General features: G+C 64.0%; 14 protein-coding genes. 6 read left to right on the top strand and 8 right to left on the bottom strand.

All coding sequences use genetic code 11. The annotated features are described in order from the left end of the window. From ACQ4WO_RS13430 to ACQ4WO_RS13410, 5 genes are all read right to left on the bottom strand, one after another. Positions 1-1,410: a TolC family protein gene (locus tag ACQ4WO_RS13430; RefSeq protein ID WP_436481865.1), complete on the bottom strand. Its 1,410-nt coding sequence runs from the start codon at positions 1,408-1,410 to the stop codon at positions 1-3. Between the two features lie 177 nt (positions 1,411-1,587). After that, positions 1,588-3,198, bottom strand: a complete 1,611-nt coding sequence (locus ACQ4WO_RS13425; RefSeq protein WP_436481864.1) for a bifunctional aspartate transaminase/aspartate 4-decarboxylase — start codon at positions 3,196-3,198, stop codon at positions 1,588-1,590. A gap of 45 nt (positions 3,199-3,243) precedes the next feature. Then, the gene (gene aspT / locus ACQ4WO_RS13420) at positions 3,244-4,932 is read right to left on the bottom strand and encodes an aspartate-alanine antiporter (RefSeq protein ID WP_436481863.1); all 1,689 of its coding nucleotides are present in this window, start codon (positions 4,930-4,932) and stop codon (positions 3,244-3,246) included. 56 nt (positions 4,933-4,988) lie between these two features. Continuing rightward, positions 4,989-6,671 (bottom strand): aspartate-alanine antiporter, encoded by a 1,683-nt coding sequence (gene aspT / locus ACQ4WO_RS13415; protein WP_436481862.1) that lies wholly within the window; start codon positions 6,669-6,671, stop codon positions 4,989-4,991. Positions 6,672-6,944: 273 nt separating this feature from the next. Next, on the bottom strand, positions 6,945-7,814 hold the full coding sequence (locus tag ACQ4WO_RS13410) for a substrate-binding periplasmic protein (RefSeq protein ID WP_436481861.1): 870 nt from the start codon (positions 7,812-7,814) through the stop codon (positions 6,945-6,947). A 248-nt stretch (positions 7,815-8,062) separates the two neighbouring features. Between ACQ4WO_RS13410 and ACQ4WO_RS13405 the strand changes: the two genes are divergently transcribed. Continuing rightward, positions 8,063-8,326 carry a heavy-metal-associated domain-containing protein gene (locus tag ACQ4WO_RS13405; protein ID WP_077402408.1) on the top strand — a complete coding sequence of 88 codons (264 nt, stop codon included), beginning with the start codon at positions 8,063-8,065 and terminating at the stop codon, positions 8,324-8,326. A gap of 18 nt (positions 8,327-8,344) precedes the next feature. Here ACQ4WO_RS13405 and ubiT read toward each other — a convergent pair whose 3' ends face one another. The 3 genes from ubiT to ubiU form a co-directional block, all read right to left on the bottom strand. After that, positions 8,345-8,872: a ubiquinone anaerobic biosynthesis accessory factor UbiT gene (gene ubiT, locus ACQ4WO_RS13400; RefSeq protein WP_436481860.1), complete on the bottom strand. Its 528-nt coding sequence runs from the start codon at positions 8,870-8,872 to the stop codon at positions 8,345-8,347. 19 nt (positions 8,873-8,891) lie between these two features. Further along, a complete protein-coding gene (gene ubiV, locus ACQ4WO_RS13395; protein ID WP_436481859.1) occupies positions 8,892-9,794 on the bottom strand; it encodes a ubiquinone anaerobic biosynthesis protein UbiV in 903 nt (300 codons plus the stop codon). Positions 9,795-9,920: 126 nt separating this feature from the next. After that, a complete protein-coding gene (gene ubiU, locus ACQ4WO_RS13390; RefSeq protein WP_413774577.1) occupies positions 9,921-10,958 on the bottom strand; it encodes a ubiquinone anaerobic biosynthesis protein UbiU in 1,038 nt (345 codons plus the stop codon). Between the two features lie 162 nt (positions 10,959-11,120). On the opposite strand from ubiU, the gene ACQ4WO_RS13385 reads away from it, so the two are divergent. The 5 genes from ACQ4WO_RS13385 (at position 11,121) to ACQ4WO_RS13365 (ending at position 18,499) form a co-directional block, all read left to right on the top strand. Further along, positions 11,121-11,537: a hypothetical protein gene (locus ACQ4WO_RS13385; RefSeq protein ID WP_436481858.1), complete on the top strand. Its 417-nt coding sequence runs from the start codon at positions 11,121-11,123 to the stop codon at positions 11,535-11,537. 118 nt (positions 11,538-11,655) lie between these two features. Next, positions 11,656-13,404, top strand: coding sequence for a ribonucleoside triphosphate reductase (locus tag ACQ4WO_RS13380; RefSeq protein WP_436481857.1), 1,749 nt, complete (start codon positions 11,656-11,658; stop codon positions 13,402-13,404). Beyond that, positions 13,401-13,601 carry an anaerobic ribonucleoside-triphosphate reductase gene (nrdD, locus tag ACQ4WO_RS13375; RefSeq protein ID WP_092712624.1) on the top strand — a complete coding sequence of 67 codons (201 nt, stop codon included), beginning with the start codon at positions 13,401-13,403 and terminating at the stop codon, positions 13,599-13,601. Before ACQ4WO_RS13380 ends, nrdD begins: the two co-directional genes overlap by 4 nt. Next, positions 13,591-14,298: an anaerobic ribonucleoside-triphosphate reductase activating protein gene (locus ACQ4WO_RS13370; protein WP_436481856.1), complete on the top strand. Its 708-nt coding sequence runs from the start codon at positions 13,591-13,593 to the stop codon at positions 14,296-14,298. The genes nrdD and ACQ4WO_RS13370 overlap by 11 nt, the downstream gene beginning before the upstream one ends. Before the next feature lie 148 nt (positions 14,299-14,446). Next, positions 14,447-18,499, top strand: coding sequence for a Pls/PosA family non-ribosomal peptide synthetase (locus ACQ4WO_RS13365; protein WP_436481855.1), 4,053 nt, complete (start codon positions 14,447-14,449; stop codon positions 18,497-18,499). The last annotated feature ends 7 nt before the right edge of the window (positions 18,500-18,506 follow it).

Genomic DNA, 18,506 nt, shown 5'->3' with positions numbered 1-18,506 from the left:
TTATTTGTCCACAGGTAATTGGATATCGGCCGCGGCGGCCAGGCTGCCCAGGCGTTGCGTTTCGCCCGTCGCTTCCAGCAATTGCGCCAGGCCCATCACATAGTTATAGGCAGTCTGCGCACGCTGGGTTTCGACCTTGGCCAGGTTCAGGCGCGCGTCGACCACTTCCAGCGACGTCACTTGCCCTTGCTGGAAAGCCACCGTTTGCAAGCGGATATTTTCGCGCGCCAGCTCCACCGATGACGCCGTGGACAGGTACTGGATGCGGGCGTTTTCCAGCGCGCGCCAGTTCTTCTCGATCAGGGTGGGAATGTCGCGCTCGGCCTGGCGCGCCACCACTTCCACCCGCTCCTGGTCCAGCTTGGCGGCGGCGATCATCTTGCCCGTATTGATGCGGTGTACGAGCGGCACGGACACGACCAGGCCGATGGCCCAGTTCGAGCGCACGAGCTTTTCGTTGCCGCGATTTAAATTGTAGTTACCGATGGCAAACACGGTGGGTGCGTATTCCTTGCCATGCAGCTTCAAGGCTTGCTCGGCCTGCACGCGCTTGCTGTCGATCTTTTTCCAGTTCGTATTTTCGCGCATGCCCGTGCTGATAAACGATTGCAAGGTGCCGACGGGCAAGCTGTTGACGAACAGCGGCGTGCTGGGCAGCACTTGCGTGTTGACGGCAAGCAAACGGTCGAGCGCCACCTGGGCGATTTCTTCGTCGCTGCGGGCCTGCGCCTCGTCGCTGCGGGCGCTGTCCAGGGCCACATCGGCGCGCAGGCGTTCCGCGCGCGAAATCAGGCCGCCCTTTTCCAGCCTGGCCGCGTCGCGCTGGTGCTGCGTCACGCCGGCCGTCACTTCGGCCCGCACGGCCACCACTCTTTTTGCCAGCAGCAACTGGAAATAGCGCTGCGCCACCAGGGTGGCCAGCTGCTCTTCCGCTTCCGTGCGCTCGGCCTGCGCGGCCAGGGTCAGGCTCGATGCGAGGCCCTTGACGGCGTCCAGGCGCCCGCCCGTGTAGATGGGCCACATGCCCAGCAAGCCGAACGACGTCAGGTCCGTTACCACTTCGCGGTTCAGGGAATTGGGAATGTGCGGCGTGGGCAAGCCGGGAATCGGCGGCAGCACGGATTCGATGCCGCCTACTACGCCGGCCAGGCCGCTCGTATCGATATTCAAATCCGTCGACAGGCGGCCGCGAAACGCCGTCAAGTCCACGGAAGGGCCGTCGATATTCGACAAGGCTTCCGCCTTCAATGTTTTTGCCCGCACGTCGAGCGCGGCGCCCTGCACGGCGCCCGAAGCCTTGGCCGCTTGCTGCAGCGCTTCGTTAAATGTCAGCGGTTCCGCCTGGGCGGGCATGGCCGCGCCCAGCGCGCTCGCCAGCAATAATGATAAGTGTCCTTGCAATCTGCCCATGTAGCGTCCAGTCAATGAATGAGGGGAAAGCACGGGGTTGCCATGTTTATACTTTCACAATAGCAATTATATCTACGGATGTCCATTCCAGCCTGCACTATTGGTTACCTGGACTGGCACATGAAAACGGGCGCCTCTTGCGGGGCGCCCGTTGCGGTCAAGCCTCTACCAAGCTAGTTATTTCTTGGCCTTTTTGCCGCCCTTCTCTTTTTCCTTTTCAAACACGGCAAAGAACTCGGACGCCATGTTGCGGATGGCGCGGCCGATGTTGGCGTAGTCGTATTCGTTCAGGTTGGCCAGCGATACGCGGCCCGATGGATGCGTGGTGCCGAAGCCGCGGCCCGGCAGCAGGATGACGCCCGTTTCCTCGGCCAGACGGAACAGCGCTTCATTCGGTTTGAGCTTTTTCAGCAGCCACTGCGAAAACTCCACGCCATGCATTTGCGCGGCCAGCGATTCCATGTCCAGCAAGTGGTAATAGCGCACGGAATTGGCGTCATGCACCATCGGCAAGCCCAGTTCGCGGTACAGCGCTTCCTTGCGGCGCAGCACGATGCGCTTCATCGACTGCTTGTACTTTTGCTCTTCATCCATCAGCGAGAACAGCGAGAACAAGGTCATCTGCGCCTGCACGGGCGTGGACAGGCCGGCCGTGTGGTTCAGCGCCACGGTGCGGCTGTCGGCCACCAGGCGGTCGATGAATTTCAGTTCCCGCGGTTCCGTCGTGATCGAGTGATAGCGCGCATCGAGCTGCTTCTTGATAGTTTCCGGCAACTTGGCAATCTTGGCGTCGAGCACGTTGTCTTCATGCGTGGCCACCACGCCCATGCGCCAGCCCGTCGCGCCGAAATATTTCGAGAACGAATACACGAGGATGGTGTTGAACGGGCAAATGGCGAACAGCGAGACGAAATTGTCGGCAAAAGTGCCGTACACATCATCGGTCAAAATGATCAGGTCCGGGCGCTTCTTGATGATCTTGGCGATGTATTCCAGGGTCTCGTCATCGATCTTGACGGAAGGCGGATTGCTGGGGTTGACGAGGAAGAAAGCTTTTACTTTCGGGTCAAGCAACTTGTCCAGTTCCTTCTTCGTGAATTGCCAGTTGTTCGATTGCGGCGCATCGATGTGCACGGTGTTCAGCTTGTAATCGTTCAGCTGGGGAATTTCGATGTACGGCGTAAAGATCGGCATGCCCAGGGCGATCGTGTCGCCTTCCTGGATGATGTGGTTCGATTTCAGGCTGGCGAACAGATACGTCATGGCGGCCGTGCCGCCTTCGACGGCGTACATGTCGAAGTTGCCGACGAAGGGATGGTCGCCCACCATTTCGCGGTGGATATACTGGCCGACGATTTTCTCGGACAGGCGCAGCATGCGGTCCGGCACGGGATAGTTGCAGCCGAGGATGGCTTCGCACATCTCGTACAGGAAGTCGCCCGCGCTCAAGCCCAGCTGGTCGCGCACATACGACACGGCCGCCTCGATGAAGTGCACGCCCGGGTTGCCCTCGTGCTTGCGCACGAAGATTTCAAAGCGCGCCTCGATGCCGTCGCGCGTGGGGAAACCGCCCACGTCGTCCATGTACACATAGGAACGTTCCGCTTCCATCATGGCGAACTGGCCGAACTGGAAGAAACCGTGGCGTGGCGTGGTGGCCAGGAAATTCGGGTTGCCGCGGCCCGCATTGAGCATCAAACGGTTGCTTTGCTTGGCCGTCTGGATCAGCGCATCCTTCAATTCGAATGGGCTCAACAGGGCGAGTTTGCTTGGGTTACTGAAATCCATGTGTGCTACTCCTTTAGACAGACAATGTGCAGGGTTCTTGCAGACTCAAACGAAGGCCACGATGAGCGGCCCCAGCAAGGTCAGGAAAACGTTGGCCAAGGCATACGTGATGGCAAACGGTACGGTGGGAATCGAGTTTTGCGCCGCGTTCAGCACTTCGCCGAACGCGGGATTGGCGCTGCGCGAGCCGGACAAGGCGCCCGCAAACACGGCCACGTTGTCATAACGCAAGATGTAGCGGCCGATCAGCATGGTCAAAATCATCGGCAGGATGGTCACCACCACGCCGACACCGAACAGGGTCAGGCCATGTTCGCGCACGGTTTGCACGGCTTGCAGGCCGGACGTGAGGCCGACGACGGCAACGAAGCCGGCCAGGCCCAGATCCTTGAGGATTTGCACGGCGCCGCTGGGCATGTAGCCGAACGTCTGGCGCTTGGCGCGGAACCAGCCGAATACCAGGCCCGACAGCAGAACACCGCCGCCGCTGCCCAGGGTCAGCGGAATCGAGCCGATGCGCGCCACCAGCAAGCCCACGAGCAGGCCGACGACGAGGCCGGCGCCCATGTAGACGAAGTCCGTCTTGGCGCTCGGCACGATCATGTAGCCCACTTCGGCCGCCACGCGCTTGACGTCCTGCTCGGCGCCATAAATGGTTACCACGTCGCCCGTCTGCACGACGGTTTCCGCCTGCATGGGCAAGATCTTGCCCATGCGGCTCAGCTGCACGACAAAGATGCCGTGACGCACGCCCGGCGCCGTCGCGCTGCGGATTTCACCCACCGTCTTGTTGTGGTAAGCCTTGTTGGTCAACACCATGTCGCGGCGCTGCATCACCAGTTCCATGCCTTCGACAGCAAGCAATTCCTTGCCCAGCTGGGAAGACACGCTGAGCATCGCTTCGCGCCGGCCCACCAGCAGCACGATATCGTCGGCCGCCAGCATCAGGTCGGGGCTGACGTCGATGATCTGGCCATTGCGTTTCACGCGCTCGATGGTGATGGCCGTGTTCGGATGGGCGCTTTCGATCTCCTCCACGGAACGCCCGGCACCGGGGCCCACTTCATAGATGCGGCCGATCAAGTCCGGTGCGGCCGGCGTCTGGCCCGGCCCCAGTACTTGCACGCCCGCCTGCAGCGCCGTTTCCGCCTTGATCGCATCTTCGCGGATGGTGCGACCCATCAGTTTCGGCAAGATGTTGACGCAAACGATGATGGCGCCAAACGAGCCGAACACATAGGTGACGGCATAGCCGACGGCCACATTACCCTGCAAGCGCGCCACTTCGTCGGCCGCCAGGCCCAGCTTGGTGATCGCGTCGCCGGCCGTGCCGATGATGGCCGACTGCGTCAAGCCGCCCGCCGCCACGCCGGCCGCCAGGCCCTTGTCCAGGTCGAACATCTTGGCCAGGATGACCACCGTCAGCAGCGCCGTCACGGCCAGCACGACGGCCAGGATGATTTCGCGCACGGACTGGCGCCCCAGCGAATTGAAGAACTGCGGTCCGCTTTCATAGCCGACCGCATAAATGAACAGCGCGAACAGCACCGACTTGACGCCAGGATCGATGGCGACGCCCACCTGGCTGACGAGTACCGCCACCAGCAATGAACCGGCTACCCCGCCCAGCTGGAACGAGCCGAACTTGATCTTGCCGATGTAGTAGCCCACTGCCAGGGAGAGAAACAAGGCAATTTCGGGCGACTTCTTGAATAACTCATGCAACCATTCCATGCGGACCGCCTTTCGTGTTGAAGGAATTCTTTACTGCCTGTGCTCTTGCAGGCTGCTCATGCGTGCACCGAGCCGGCCAGGGCCACGATCAGCGGCCCCAACAGGGGCAGCACCACGTTCGAGATGGCATAGGTAATCGTGTAGCCCAGCAAGGGCGTGGAATTGCCGGCCGCGTTCTGCACGGCGGACAGGGCCGGCGTGCTGCACTGCTGGCCGGCGATGGCGCCCAGGAGCACGGGCGCTTCCAGCTTGAGGAAAAAGTGCCCCACCAGCAGCGACAGCGAAGCGGGGATGACGGCGATCAGCACGCCCATCAGCGGCAGCGACAGGCCGTACTGGCGGATCAGATCGATCGCCTGCGGCCCCGACGCCAGGCCCACGCAGGCGATGAAGGTGGCCAGGCCGATATCCTTCATCATGTCGAGCGCGCTGGGGTGTATGCCCGGCATGCCCGGTGTGCGCGCCTGGTACCAGCCGAACACGAGGCCCGTCAGCAAGGCGCCGCCGCCCGTGCCCAGCGAAAACGGGATGCCGCCCAGCTTGGCACTGAAGCCGCCGATGACCACGCCGAGCACGATGCCGATGCTGGCGTAGACGATATTGCTGCGGTCGCCCGTGGGCACGCGCTTGCCGATGGCGGCCAGCGCCGTGTTCAGCTCACGACCTTCCGTCGTGCCGTACAGGCGCAGCACGTCGTCGCGCTGCAATGCAAGGTCCGGCAGCGGCGGCATGCTGTGCTCGCCACGGACGACGGCCGCCACGTGCACGCCCGAAGGCAAGGCCAGCTGGCGCAGCGGCTGGCCGACCAGCGATGCTTGCTGCAGCACCACTTCGACGGCGGAAACCGCCATGTTCAAGCCCGTCGTATCGGCAAATTCTTCGCCCAGGATGGCTTCGGCCGCCACCAGCGCGGGACGGTGGCCGATCACCAGTACTTCGTCGTTGTTGCGCAGGCGCAGTGCGGATTCCAAGGGCAATACCTTGCCATGCCGACGCACGCGCGTGATGCTGGCGCGGCCCGCGAAAATATGCTGCAAGGCGTCGAGACGGCGTCCCGCGCCGCGGCTGATGCGGTAGGCGCGGCCCACCATTTCCGGCGTCGCCTGCACGCCGTCGCCATCGGTCTGCGCGCCGCCCATCTTTTCCCACAATTTATCGGCTTCCTCGCGCAGGTTGACGCGCAGCAGCAGCGGAAAAATCTGGCTGGTGGCGATGACGATGGCGATCAGGCCGAAGATATACGTGATCGAATACGCGGTGACGACGTTGGCCTGCAGCTCGGCGATGCGGGCGGCCGGCAGCGCCAGTTTCGAGATCGCGTCCGTGGCCGTGCCGACGACGGCCGATTCCGTCGCCGCGCCCGCCATCATGCCGGCCGCCGTGCCCTGGTCCAGGCCCAGGAAACGCGTGGCCAGCAGCACCAGCGCCAGCACCACCACCACTTCGATCAGACACAACAAGCCCAGGCGCAAACCCTTGGCGTTGAGGTTGGCAAAGAACTGGGGACCGCCCGCATAACCGAGGGCAAAGATGAACAGCATGAAAAAAACGTTCTTGACGCTGGCGTCCAGGCCGATGCCCAGCTGGCCGATCAGCAGCGCGGCGATCAGGGTGCCGCACACGCCGCCCAGCTGGATGGGACCGAAGCGTATCTGCCCTACCGCGTAACCGAGCGCCAACGCCAGGAACAGGGCCAGTTCCGGCACCTGGTGCAATACCGACGTGATCGACTCGAGCATGGGTAAACCTTCGAAAAGATAACGGATGGTTACAAGGGAACAGAGCGTTCGGCGGCTGGCGACAGCTGGCTGTTGAACGGGCGCACGGATCCCGCACGGCACCGGCGTATCACCGCTTGTGCTGGGAACGTATTGCAAAAGTGTTGCAACGTGGAATTATATTCGGCGAAAATTTTATAAGTGTCAACAGGTGTTCTGTTGAACTCGCTTTGCGTTTCATCAAACATCGGGCGCACGATTGAAGCGCCTGTTTGACACTGATCAATAAAACTATTAGTAATGTTTTGGACGATACCAGAGTGCTTTGCGCGCCAGCGGCGTCTCTTCGGGCAGGTAGGGATTGGCCAGCTCCAGCACGTGGCGCCGGGACAGATGCAAACCATCGGCGAAGCGGCCGAAATGGCGCTGGAACAGCTGCGCGAAACTGCCATCGGCCAGCATTTTCTCCAACCCGATTTCAATATGGCGCGCCAGTTCCGGCCGGTGCTTGCCGACAAAAAAGTACAGCGCGGCCGGGTAGCGAATGACCAGATGAGTATCGAGCGCCAGCGGCAATTGCGCATGGCTGGCCAGCTCGCTTTGCGCCTCGATCACGGAACGGGGAAAGTAGTCGATGCGCCCCGCCGCCAGTTGCTGGAACAGGCCTTCATAGGTGCTCGAGGTATTGAGGCGCAAGCCGTTCGCCTGCAGGATGGCGGAATCGGGCCAGTCGCTCATCTGCCCGGCCGACAGCTGCGCCAGGGCGGCGATGCTGCGCACGTCGCGCAGCAGCTGTGGCTGGCGCGCCCGGATCAGGGCCACTCTCCAGCCGATCAGGCCGCGGTCGATGGGGATGCGCACCGGCACCAATTGCGTTTCGCGCGCGCGGCTCGTCATCGTCCAGACGACGTCGACGCTGCCCGACGCCGTGGCGATCTCCTGCATGGCGCGCGTCTGCACCATGCGCAGCGCGGAGCGGCGCAAGGCATAGGCCTGGCCCGAACGGGCCAGCGCCTGCAGCAGCAGGGCCGTCACATAGCCTTGCTGCGGATCATCGATCGCCTGGTGGCGCGGATACACGAGCGGCAGCGGCGGCGACTTGCCGGCGGCGACCGCGCCCAACGGCCACAGGGCGGCAAGCTTGAGCAGGGGGCGGCGCTGCATGGCCCCTCCTTTCCAGCGCTTTCATCAGCGTTCTTATCAGAATGACAGTATCGCGCAGCAGAGTACGCTTGTCGACTGGAATACGGCAACTGTGTATAAAACAACAGCACTTTCAGGCTGGCCAGCAGCGGTTGGAATTAATCCAGATCAATTAAACCGCAAATAGAAAATAAATCTTGCGTGCGGCTCTGGACGGCATGTTGCCCCTCGCCTACGCTCTTTTTTTATCTGAAAAACAAGAGGAACCCATGCAGACAGCGCGCTTGAATATCATTGGAATGGATCACGAAGGCTGCGCCGACAGGCTGACGGGCGCGCTTGAAGCCGTCACGGGCGTGGCGACCGTCTGCGTCTCGCTGGCGCGCCACGGCGCCACGGTGCAATTCGACGAACGCCTGGCCACGCAGGAACGCCTGCTGGCCGCCGTCAACGACGCCGGCTTCATGGGCGAAGCGACGGATGAAGAGCAGCTGGCCTCGTGCAGCGGCGCCTGCGGCCACTGCCGCCATTGAAGCCCGCCAGCTCCCAACTTACCCTCCCCGCGCGCCCCGGTCGCGCAAATGCGCCAGCACGCGGCGCGGTCCCAGCGCCTGCAGGTCGAACGGCGGCAGCTCGATGGCATCGAGCGTATTCTTGAACAGCAAGCCCAGCTCCGTATCGCCTTCCAGGCTCAAACGGCGGCTGAAGAACAGGGTGTCCGGATCTTCCTGGCGCCGCGCCAGCAGCATCAAATCATGCACGCTGGCGGCGATGCACAGGTCCGGCACGTCGACATAGCGCTCGGCCACGAACACCGTTCCCTGCCACTCGAAATCGAAGGCGATGCCCGCGTCCAGCAGCCGCAGGCGCAGGCTGCGCCCTTCCAGGCTGCTTCGCACGTCGTCGGGCAATTGCGGCGCCAGCAGGCGGTTCAAGCCTTGCACGAACAGCCAGGAGGCGGGATACGGCGGCAGCTTGGACAGCAATTCGGCCAGCGGTTCGGGCAGCCGGTACGACACGGCGGGCTTGCTCATACCGGGCTTGGCGGGGACGGGCAATCTTTCCAGTTGATCTTGCATGTGCTTCCTTTCGATGCGTTCAATGGGCGGCGTGCTGGTGCTGTTCCATGCCGGGTTGGCCGTGCCAGTAGCCATCGCAGGCGCCGGCCGGCTGGCAGGCCGCCAGCTGGGCCTGGGCGCCGATGCCGCTGATCTGGCCGCGGCGGGCGCGGTCGAAGATGGCGATGACTTGTTCCGTATGCATGGCCTGCGGGCTGATGCGCGCCACGGACACGCCCATGTCGCGCATGGCGTCGAGTTCGCGCACCAGGTTGTAGACGAGGGCCGACTGCGTCTGCGTGCCATTCAACACGAGGAACGGCACTTCATCGCGCGTGCGCAGCAGCAGGCCGTCCGGCTCTTCCAGGCAGCTGTAGCCGCAATCGTCCTTCGGCAGGTTGCGGTTGCGCGCCGTGAAGCAGCGCGCGGAAAACGCCAGCGGCATGCGGCCGTAGGCGAAGACCTCCGTCTCCAGCCCTTCCGGTTTCTGGCGCTGCATCTCGGCCAGCGCCGTCTGTCCCATTTCCAGCGGCATCACCCAGCGCCGCGCGCCCAGGCGCGCCAGCAGTTGCAAACTGGGACCGTTGAACAGGTTCAAATGGGGGCCGGCGACGAAGGACGTGCCCTTTTCCATGCAGTGCACGGCGCCCATGTCGTTCGCCTCGACGCCGTAGCGGCCATTGCCCGTGATGCGGCGCAGGGTCGCCAGTTCCGCGCCCGCCTCGATCAGCGCCTGCGTCGACAGCACCACTTCCTTGCCGGCAGCGGCCAGCATGTCGGCGATATCGAGCCAGTCGGCCAGGCGCACCTCGTGCCGGCGCGAGCAGACGGTTTCGCCCAGGTACACGATATCGACGGCCGTCGTGGCGATCTGCTGGTAAAACTCGAAAACGGTGGCGCGCGGCCAGTAGTAGAGCAAGGGGCCCAAAGAGAGTTTTAACATGTCTTTTCCATTATTTTTTAGTTGACAAAACCGTAGCGAGCGGTTCGCGGCGAGGCCGAGAAGCGCAGCTGTGCTAGAGCACAGCGAGCATCGCAGGCCACGCCCCGGGACGCGCAGTAGGTTTTGCTATTTCCAAGATCTATGGTAAGCGCCGAGGGTGTGCTGCTGGCCTTCGGCCAGCTTGTCCATGGACGCCATCCAGGCCGGCTTGACGGCGTAACGCGCATTGCCTTCGCGGCAGGCGTCGATCGCTTCGCGCCACACGCGCGTCACCTGCGCCACGTAGGCCGGGCTGCGCTGGCGTCCTTCGATCTTCACGGCGCGCACGCCCATGGCGATCAGCTGCGGCAGCAGCGCCAGCGTATTCAGGCTGGCCGGCTCCTCGATCGCGTAATACTCTTCGTCGTTGACTTCGAAACGTCCCTTGCACAGGGTCGGATAGCTGGCGTTTTCGCCCGGTGCGTAGCGGTCGATCAGCACGCCGTTCAGGCGCGATTCGAGGCCGTTCGGCGTTTCCAGCCAGCGCACGGATTTCGCCGGCGAGCACACGCCATGCGTGTTCGGCGCCTCGCCCGTCGCATACGACGACAGCGCGCAGCGTCCTTCGACCATCACGCACAGGCTGCCGAAGCCGAAGACCTCGATCTCGACTTCCGTCTTGGCGATCAATTGCTCGACCTGCGCCATCGACAGCACGCGCGGCAGCACGGCGCGGGCGATGCCGAAGTGTTCATGGTAAAAATTGATGGCTTCATAGTTGGTGGCCGAGCCCTGCACGGACAGGTGCAAACGCAGCTGCGGGTGGTGCTCGCTTGCATACGCCATCAGGCCGGGATCGGCCACGATCATGGCGTCGATGCCGGCCTGCGCGGCGCGGTCGATGGCGCTGCGCCACACGGCCCAGTTGTGCGGCTGCGGATAGGTGTTCAGCGCCAGCAGCACCTTGCGTCCATATTGATGGGCGTAGCGCACGCCCTCGGCGATGGCCTTCTCGTCGAAATTGAGGCCGGCGAAATTGCGCGCATTGGTGGCGTCGCGAAAACCCAGGTAGACGGTGTCGGCGCCATTGTCGATGGCCGCCTTCAGGGCAGGCAGGCTGCCGGCGGGGCAGACCAGTTCCAGCGGTCCGGCCACGCGGGTGGCGGTGGTTGATTCAAGCATCATGGTGTTCACAGTCCTGTATCGGCTCAGGGTGCAGACTATAGCCCCGCCCATACCGCCCAGTCCTTGACGCAGGTGAAGGAATGCATGCATGGCTGGCGCGCGTTCAACTTGCTTGACCTGGCTGTAAAATGCCCCACTTTTCTCCCTCACCGATTGCCTGCCATGCCCCGCAAACCGCTGCTGCTATTCCTGCTCACCCTATTCCTCACCGTGCTGCAAATACAGTGGGCATCGCCCGCCGACAGCTACGACGCCGGGGCGCTCTCCGTGCTCTCGCCCGAGGCGCTGGGCGTCTGGGCCGGCGTGCTGCTGCTGTTCCTGCAAGCCGTCTTCGCGCGCCGCGCCATGCCCGTGCTGCGCCAGGCCGCCATCTGCACAGGCCTGCTGGCCATCTACTGGCTGCTGGCGAACTACGTCACGTTCGACGCGCGCGTGGCCAGCTGGAGCACCTTCTCGGCACGGGAAATCTGGGCGCACGTGCTGCCCGCCTCCATCGTCAGCATCGCCGTCTGCGGCGCCATGTACTTTGGCCTGAGCTGCTTCATCCCGCGCCTGGGCCGCGTGAAAAAAAGCCGCTGACGCGCTTTCTTCACCTGCATCAAGGATTCGGCACGCAACTGCACGCACCCTTTGACGTCACTATATTTAGTGATTAATCTCCATAAAAACACCGTATGTTGTGTTTATTGGAGGTTTCATGACGACAAATGCAGTTTCCCCCACACGCGGCCAGGTCGACGTCGCCGCGTCCATCAATGAATACCTGGACCGGCGCGACTGGCGTGTCAACGCCAACGCCAACCAGGGTTACTCGCTGGGCGGCCTGATACTCAACGTGTCGGGCAAGGTCATCGCCAACTACTGGCTGGACCAGGTGTATCCGCCGGAAGTGGGCGCGGCGCACCGCGAAGCGGCGCTGCACATCCACGATCTCGACATGCTGGCCGGCTATTGCGCCGGCTGGTCGCTGCGCACCCTGCTGCACGAAGGCTTGAATGGCGTGCCGGGCAAGATCGAATCGGGCCCGCCGAAACACATGTCGAGCGCCATTGGCCAGATCGTCAATTTCCTCGGCACCCTGCAAAACGAGTGGGCCGGCGCGCAGGCGTTCAGTTCCTTCGACACCTATATGGCGCCCTACATCCGCAAGGACAGCCTGCGCTACGAAGACGTGCGCCAGTACATGCAGGAGCTGATCTTCAACCTCAACGTGCCATCGCGCTGGGGTACGCAGACGCCGTTCACCAACCTCACTTTCGACTGGGTCTGCCCGGACGATTTGCGCGAGCAGATTCCCGTCATTGCCGGCCAGGAGATGGACTTCAGCTATGGCGAGCTGCAGGCGGAGATGGACATGATCAACCGCGCCTATATCGAGATCATGATGGCGGGCGACGCCAAGGGCAGAGTCTTCACCTTCCCCATCCCCACCTATAACATCACCGAGGATTTCGACTGGCACAGCGACAACGCGGAACGCCTGTTCGAGATGACGGCCCGCTACGGCCTGCCCTACTTCCAGAACTTCATCAATTCGGAACTCAAGCCGAACATGATCCGCTCCATGTGCTGCCGCTTGCAGCTGGACTTGCGCGAGCTGCTCAAACGGGGCAATGGCCTGTTCGGTTCCGCCGAGCAGACGGGTTCCCTGGGCGTGGTGACGATCAACTGCGCGCGCCTGGGCCACTTGTGGCGCGGCGACGAGCCAGCGCTGATGGCCGACCTGGACCGCCTGCTGGAGCTGGGCAAGACCAGCCTGGAAATCAAGCGCCGCACCATCGAGGAACTGATGCAGCAAGGCCTGTTCCCGTACACGAAACGCTATCTGGGCACCTTGCGCAATCACTTTTCCACCCTGGGCGTGAACGGCATCAACGAGATGATCCGCAACTTCAGCGGCGACGCTTACGACATCACGGCGCCGGAAGGCCATGCGCTGGCCGTGCGCCTGCTCGACCACGTGCGCGCCCGCATGGTGCAGTTCCAGGAAGAGACGGGCCATATGTACAACCTGGAAGCGACACCGGCCGAAGGCACGACCTACCGCTTCGCCCGCGAAGACCGCAAGCGCTATCCCGCCATCCTGCAGGCAGGCACCGTCGACAATCCGTACTACACGAATTCGTCGCAGCTGCCCGTCGGCCATACGGACGACCCGTTCGAAGCGCTGGAATTGCAGGACGCGCTGCAGCGCAAGTACACGGGCGGCACGGTGCTGCACCTGTACATGACGGAAGCGCTGTCCGACGCGAACGCCTGCCGCGAGCTGGTGAAACGCGCGCTGAGCCGCTTTTCGCTGCCCTACATCACCGTCACGCCCACCTTTTCCATCTGCCCGCGCCACGGCTACCTGGCCGGCAAACATGAATTCTGTCCCACCTGCGACGCGGAACTGATCGCCCGCAAGCAGTCCGATCTCGCTCACCCACTCAAGGAAACACCATGAACGCACGTCCCGACTTCACCCCCGCCATCACCCTGCTCGATACGGAACGCCAGCGCTGCGAAATCTGGACGCGCGTGATGGGCTACCACCGCCCCGTCGCCTCGTTCAACATCGGCAAGCAGGGCGAATTCCACGAGCGCCAGTATTTTACGGAAGCGAGCGCCCGGGTTGGCCAGCCCGCATGCCATGGCGGCTGAACTGAAAGTGGGCGGCCTGACGCCCTTTTCCGCCACCGACTACCCGGGCAAGCTGGCGGCCGTGGTGTTCGTGCAGGGCTGCCCCTGGCGCTGCGGCTATTGCCACAACCCGCACTTGCAGGCGCGCACGCCGGAAAGCGCCATGCCCTGGCAGGACGTACTGACCTGGCTGCGCCGCCGCGTGGGCCTGGTTGACGCCGTCGTCTTCAGCGGCGGCGAAGCATGCATGGATCCTGCGCTGGCGCGCGCCATGCAGGACGTCAGGGCACTGGGTTTCGGCATCGGCCTGCACACGGCCTGCATCTATCCGCAGCGCCTGCGGGAAGTGCTGCCCCTGGCCGACTGGGTCGGCTTCGACATCAAGGCGCCGTTCGCCGACTATCGTCATGTGACCCGCGTGGCCGGCAGCGGCGACCCGGCGCGCGCCTGCCTCGATGCCATCCTTGCCAGCGGCGTGGCCTACGAATGCCGCACCACCACCCACCCCGACCTGCTGCCGGACGAGCAGTTGCTGGCCCTGGCTGCCACCCTGGCCGCGAAAGGCGTCGACAACTACGTGCTGCAGCAGTTCCGCGCCGAAGGCTGCGCGGACGCGGCGCTGTCCGGCCGCCCCCTGCACGGCTATCCGGCGGCGACGACTTTGGCGCAAATCGGCGCCATGTTTCCGCGATTTACATTCCGTAATCATGGCAGTTGATCCTGCGGCCCAAAAATTGCTGAAAGCTTCACAAAATTCCCCGATCTGCAACGCTGAAATGTCTTGCGTACTGTAATGTATCAACTGTGCCGCGCGACATGCGCAGCCCATCAGATTCCTCACTCCGCATTACAGATAAGCGTCATCCATGAACGATTTCACCGCAGTCAGACCAGGCATCCCTTCCACCCACGCCGACATCCTGTACGGCCCGCCGCGACCGGATCTGCAGCGCGAGGAAGTGCTGGCCGACCTGCTGGAAGCGACGGCCCGCCGCTGCCCGCAACAAATCGCCCTGATCGACGGCGCGCGCCGCATCACGTATGCGCAACTCGATGCGCAAGCCAGCTTGGCCGCGTCGCGCCTGGTGGCGGCCGGCGTCAAGCCCGGCGACATCGTGGGCCTGTGGCTGCCGCGCGGCGCCCATCTGCTGCTGATGCAGGCAGCCATCGCCAAGGCGGGCGCCGCCTGGCTGCCTGTCGATGAAGACACGCCCGTCGAGCGCCTGCAAGTGTGCCTCGATGATGCCAATGGCTTTGGTGTCGTCAGCTGCGCGCAGTTCGCGCCGCGCCTAGAAGAAGCAGGACTTGGCCGTCCCGTGTGGACGGCGGAAAGCCTGCTGGCCCCCGCCGCACCGGGCGAACTGCTGCCCGCGCGCGGCACCGTGCTGCCCGAACATCCGGCCTACGTGATCTACACGTCCGGCTCCACGGGCAAGCCCAAGGGCATATTGATCAACCAGCGCAGCATCTGCCACTTCCTGCGCAGCGAAAACGCCGTGCTGGAAGTGACGCAAGCCGACACCGTCTACCAGGGCTTTTCCGTCGCCTTCGACATGTCGTTCGAGGAAATCTGGATCGCCTACCTGGTAGGCGCCACCCTGTGGCTGGGACCCAAGGAGATTTCGGGCGACCCGGAAGCCTTGCCGCGCGCGCTGGCCGACAATCAAGTCACGGTGCTGCACGCCGTGCCGACCTTGCTGGCCCTGTTTGCCGAGGAAGTGCCGAGCCTGCGCCTGATCAACCTGGGCGGCGAGATGTGCCCGGAATCGCTGGTCGAGCGCTGGTCGCGCCCGGGCCGCGCCATGTTCAACACCTATGGTCCCACGGAGGCGACCGTCTCGTGCAGCCTGGCGCGCCTGCGGCCCGGCGAACCGGTGACCATCGGCACGCCGCTGCCCAACTACGGCTTGCTGGTGCTGCAGGTGGCAGAACCGGGAGAAAACCGTCCCTTGACTTTGCTGGCGCGCGGCGAAACGGGCGAGCTGTGCATCATCGGCCCCGGCCTGGCAGAGGGCTACCTGGGCCGGCCCGACCTGACGGTGGAAAAATTCCTGCCCAATCCCTGGAGCACGGGCCCCGACGACGCGCGCCTGTACCGCACGGGCGACCTGGCCCGCATCGATGCCGACGGCCAGGTCCTGTGCCTGGGCCGCGCCGACGACCAGGTGAAAATCCGCGGCTTCCGCGTGGAACTGGGCGAGATCGAAGCCGTGCTGGCGCAGCAACCGGGCGTGGGCACGGTGGCCGTCTTGCTGCGCAAGGATGACGGCATCGACCAACTGGTGGCCTACATCGTCGGCAGCGACGATATGCAGGCCGACGCCCTGGCCGCGAAAACCCTGCGCGCGGCCTTGAACCTGCACTTGCCGCCGTATATGGTGCCCGGCCGTTTTGAATTGCTGCCGCTGATGCCGCGCCTGACCTCGGGCAAGATCGACCGGAAGGCGTTGAAGGCCATGCCCCTGTCCGCGCCGCCGGGCGAAGCGGGAGAGTCAGACGTGCCGGAAACGCCGGCCGAAGCGGCCCTGTTCGCGGCGCTGGCCAAACTGTTCCCGGGCCAGGCGATTTTGCGCCAGCTGGACTTTTTCAGCGACCTCGGTGGCCACTCCTTCCTGGCCGCGCGCCTGGCGTCCGCCCTGCGCGCCGACCCGGCCTACGCCCACATGACGGTGCGCGATATTTACCAGAACCGGCAGATCGGCAAGATCGCCGCCGTGCTCAATGAGGCGCCCGCGCTGGCCACGCCGGAAGCGCAATGGACGCCGCCGTCGCCCCTGAAGCGCTGGACCTGCGGCGCGGCGCAGGCGGCGGCCGTGCCGGGTCTCGTCACCCTGCGCATGGCGCAGTGGATGGCGCCCTTCTTCACCTACCACTTCTTCACGGGCGACACGGGCGACACCGTGCCGCGCGCCATCGCCGCCTCGATCGCCGTGTTCCTGCTGGCGACCCTGGCCGAATTTGCCATTGCGATCGGCGGCAAGTGGCTGATCGCCGGACGCTTGAAACCGGGCAGCTATCCGCTGTGGGGTGTCACCTACTACCGCTGGTGGCTGGCCGACCGCCTGGTCGAATCGGCGCCCGCCTACCTGCTCAGCGGCTCGTCCCTGAACAGCTGGTGGCTGCGTGCGCTCGGCGCCAAAGTGGGCAAGGAAGTCGTCATCGGCTCGATGACCCTGCGCGCGCCCGACCTGCTGTCCATCGGCGACAACGTCAGCGTGGGCAATGCCGTCAACTTTGAAAACGCCCGGGTCGAGCGGGGTCGTTTGCTGCTGGGCCGGATCGACATCGGCGGCGATGCCTGCATCAGCTCTTATGCGATTTTGGAGGGCAATACCACGGTGGGCGCGTTTGGTCACCTGGAAGGCCAGTCCGCGCTGGCCGATGGCGCCGCGGTACCGGCCGGGCGCGTGTACACGGGGTCGCCCGCGCGCGACATTGGCGCGTTCGACCCTGCCAGCCACCCGCCGCGCCCCGCCGTCTCGCGCCTGCGCCTGACAAGCGAAACCGTGTTCTTCTGCTTCGGCATGGTCTTGATCGCCGTGCTGTTCTTCATGCCCGTCTTCCCCAGCTTCGTGCTGATCGACTGGTTCGACGAGCGCGAAATGATGCCGTGGCTGCAGGGCCGCGACGTGACGACCCAGCTGGCCCGCTACTTCCTGCTGGCCTTCCCCGCCAGCGCCGTGCTGATCGTGCTCACCGCCCTGCTGTCGGCCGCCATCCGCTGGGGCGCGCTGCCCCGCTTGAAACCGGGCAGCTCGCCCGTGCACAGCAATATCTATTGCGCCAAGTGGCTGGTCAGCCATATCCAGGAATCGAGCCTAAACGTCCTGCACGGCATCTACGCCACCGTGTACGCGCCGTACTGGTACCGCCTGCTGGGCGCCAAGGTGGGCAAGGGCGCCGAAATTTCCACGGCCCTGGGCGTGGTGCCAGACATGCTGACCCTGGGCGACGACACTTTCATCGCCGACGCCGTCATGCTGGGCGACGAGCAGATCGACGGCGGCTGGATGACCATGCGCCCCACCGTCGTCTCGCACCGCAGCTTCGTCGGCAACGGCAGCTATATCCCGGACGGCACCGTGCTGCCCGAACACGTGCTGATCGGCGTGCACACGCATGCGCCGCGCAATGAACAGATGCACAGCGGCGATACCTGGCTCGGCTCCCCGCCCATGCATTTGCCCGCACGCGAACAGGTCAGCGGCTTTGCCGAACACCTGACGTTCAAGCCATCGCTGTTGCGCCGCCTGGGCCGCAGCCTGATTGAAGCGTTCCGCATCGTCGCGCCGCACGCCGTGGTGATCGCCGTCGGCTACACCCTCGTGCTGGACGTGATGCCGATCGCGGGCGCGGGACGCTGGGGCGAAGTGGTGAGCGACCTGGCGATTGCCGGCCTGGCCTACGGCATCGGCAATTTCCTGGTGGTCGTGCTGTTCAAGTGGCTGCTGCTGGGACGCTACCGCAAGCATGCGGCGCCCATGTGGACGCCGTTCGTGTGGATTTCGGAAGGCGTGACCAATCTGTATGAAGGCATCGCCGTGCCCAACTTCATGCGCTACCTGCGCGGCACGCCGTGGCTGCCGCTGGCCTTCCGGCTGTTCGGCTGCAAGATCGGCCGCGGCGTCTACATGGACACGACGGACATCACGGAATTCGACTGCGTGCACATCGGCGACTACAGCGAACTGAACGCCCTCACCTGCCCGCAAACGCATTTGTTCGAAGACCGCGTGATGAAGATCGACCGCGTGGACATCGGCCAGCGCGTCTACATGGGCCCGCGCAGCTCCGTGCTGTACAGCGCCAAGGTGGGCGACAATGCGCGCCTGGGACCATTGACCCTCGTGATGAAGGGCGAGCACATCCCCGCCGGCAGCAACTGGGCGGGCTGCCCGGCCGCGCCTTTGCGCAACTGATCGTAGC

Origin of the sequence: Janthinobacterium aestuarii, from assembly GCF_051380835.1 — a bacterium.
GTDB lineage: Bacteria > Pseudomonadota > Gammaproteobacteria > Burkholderiales > Burkholderiaceae_D > Janthinobacterium > Janthinobacterium aestuarii.
Note: the sequence above shows the minus strand (reverse complement) of the source record. Positions and strands in the feature narration are given on the sequence as shown.

What these genes read in the sequence shown, in the direction of transcription:
- ACQ4WO_RS13430 (WP_436481865.1), bottom strand. Translation starts at nt 1,410, where the DNA reads ATGGGCAGATTGCAAGGACACTTATCATTATTGCTGGCGAGCGCGCTG.
- ACQ4WO_RS13425 (WP_436481864.1), bottom strand. Translation starts at nt 3,198, where the DNA reads ATGGATTTCAGTAACCCAAGCAAACTCGCCCTGTTGAGCCCATTCGAA.
- aspT (WP_436481863.1), bottom strand. Translation starts at nt 4,932, where the DNA reads ATGGAATGGTTGCATGAGTTATTCAAGAAGTCGCCCGAAATTGCCTTG.
- aspT (WP_436481862.1), bottom strand. Translation starts at nt 6,671, where the DNA reads ATGCTCGAGTCGATCACGTCGGTATTGCACCAGGTGCCGGAACTGGCC.
- ACQ4WO_RS13410 (WP_436481861.1), bottom strand. Translation starts at nt 7,814, where the DNA reads ATGCAGCGCCGCCCCCTGCTCAAGCTTGCCGCCCTGTGGCCGTTGGGC.
- ACQ4WO_RS13405 (WP_077402408.1), top strand. Translation starts at nt 8,063, where the DNA reads ATGCAGACAGCGCGCTTGAATATCATTGGAATGGATCACGAAGGCTGC.
- ubiT (WP_436481860.1), bottom strand. Translation starts at nt 8,872, where the DNA reads ATGCAAGATCAACTGGAAAGATTGCCCGTCCCCGCCAAGCCCGGTATG.
- ubiV (WP_436481859.1), bottom strand. Translation starts at nt 9,794, where the DNA reads ATGTTAAAACTCTCTTTGGGCCCCTTGCTCTACTACTGGCCGCGCGCC.
- ubiU (WP_413774577.1), bottom strand. Translation starts at nt 10,958, where the DNA reads ATGATGCTTGAATCAACCACCGCCACCCGCGTGGCCGGACCGCTGGAA.
- ACQ4WO_RS13385 (WP_436481858.1), top strand. Translation starts at nt 11,121, where the DNA reads ATGCCCCGCAAACCGCTGCTGCTATTCCTGCTCACCCTATTCCTCACC.
- ACQ4WO_RS13380 (WP_436481857.1), top strand. Translation starts at nt 11,656, where the DNA reads ATGACGACAAATGCAGTTTCCCCCACACGCGGCCAGGTCGACGTCGCC.
- nrdD (WP_092712624.1), top strand. Translation starts at nt 13,401, where the DNA reads ATGAACGCACGTCCCGACTTCACCCCCGCCATCACCCTGCTCGATACG.
- ACQ4WO_RS13370 (WP_436481856.1), top strand. Translation starts at nt 13,591, where the DNA reads ATGGCGGCTGAACTGAAAGTGGGCGGCCTGACGCCCTTTTCCGCCACC.
- ACQ4WO_RS13365 (WP_436481855.1), top strand. Translation starts at nt 14,447, where the DNA reads ATGAACGATTTCACCGCAGTCAGACCAGGCATCCCTTCCACCCACGCC.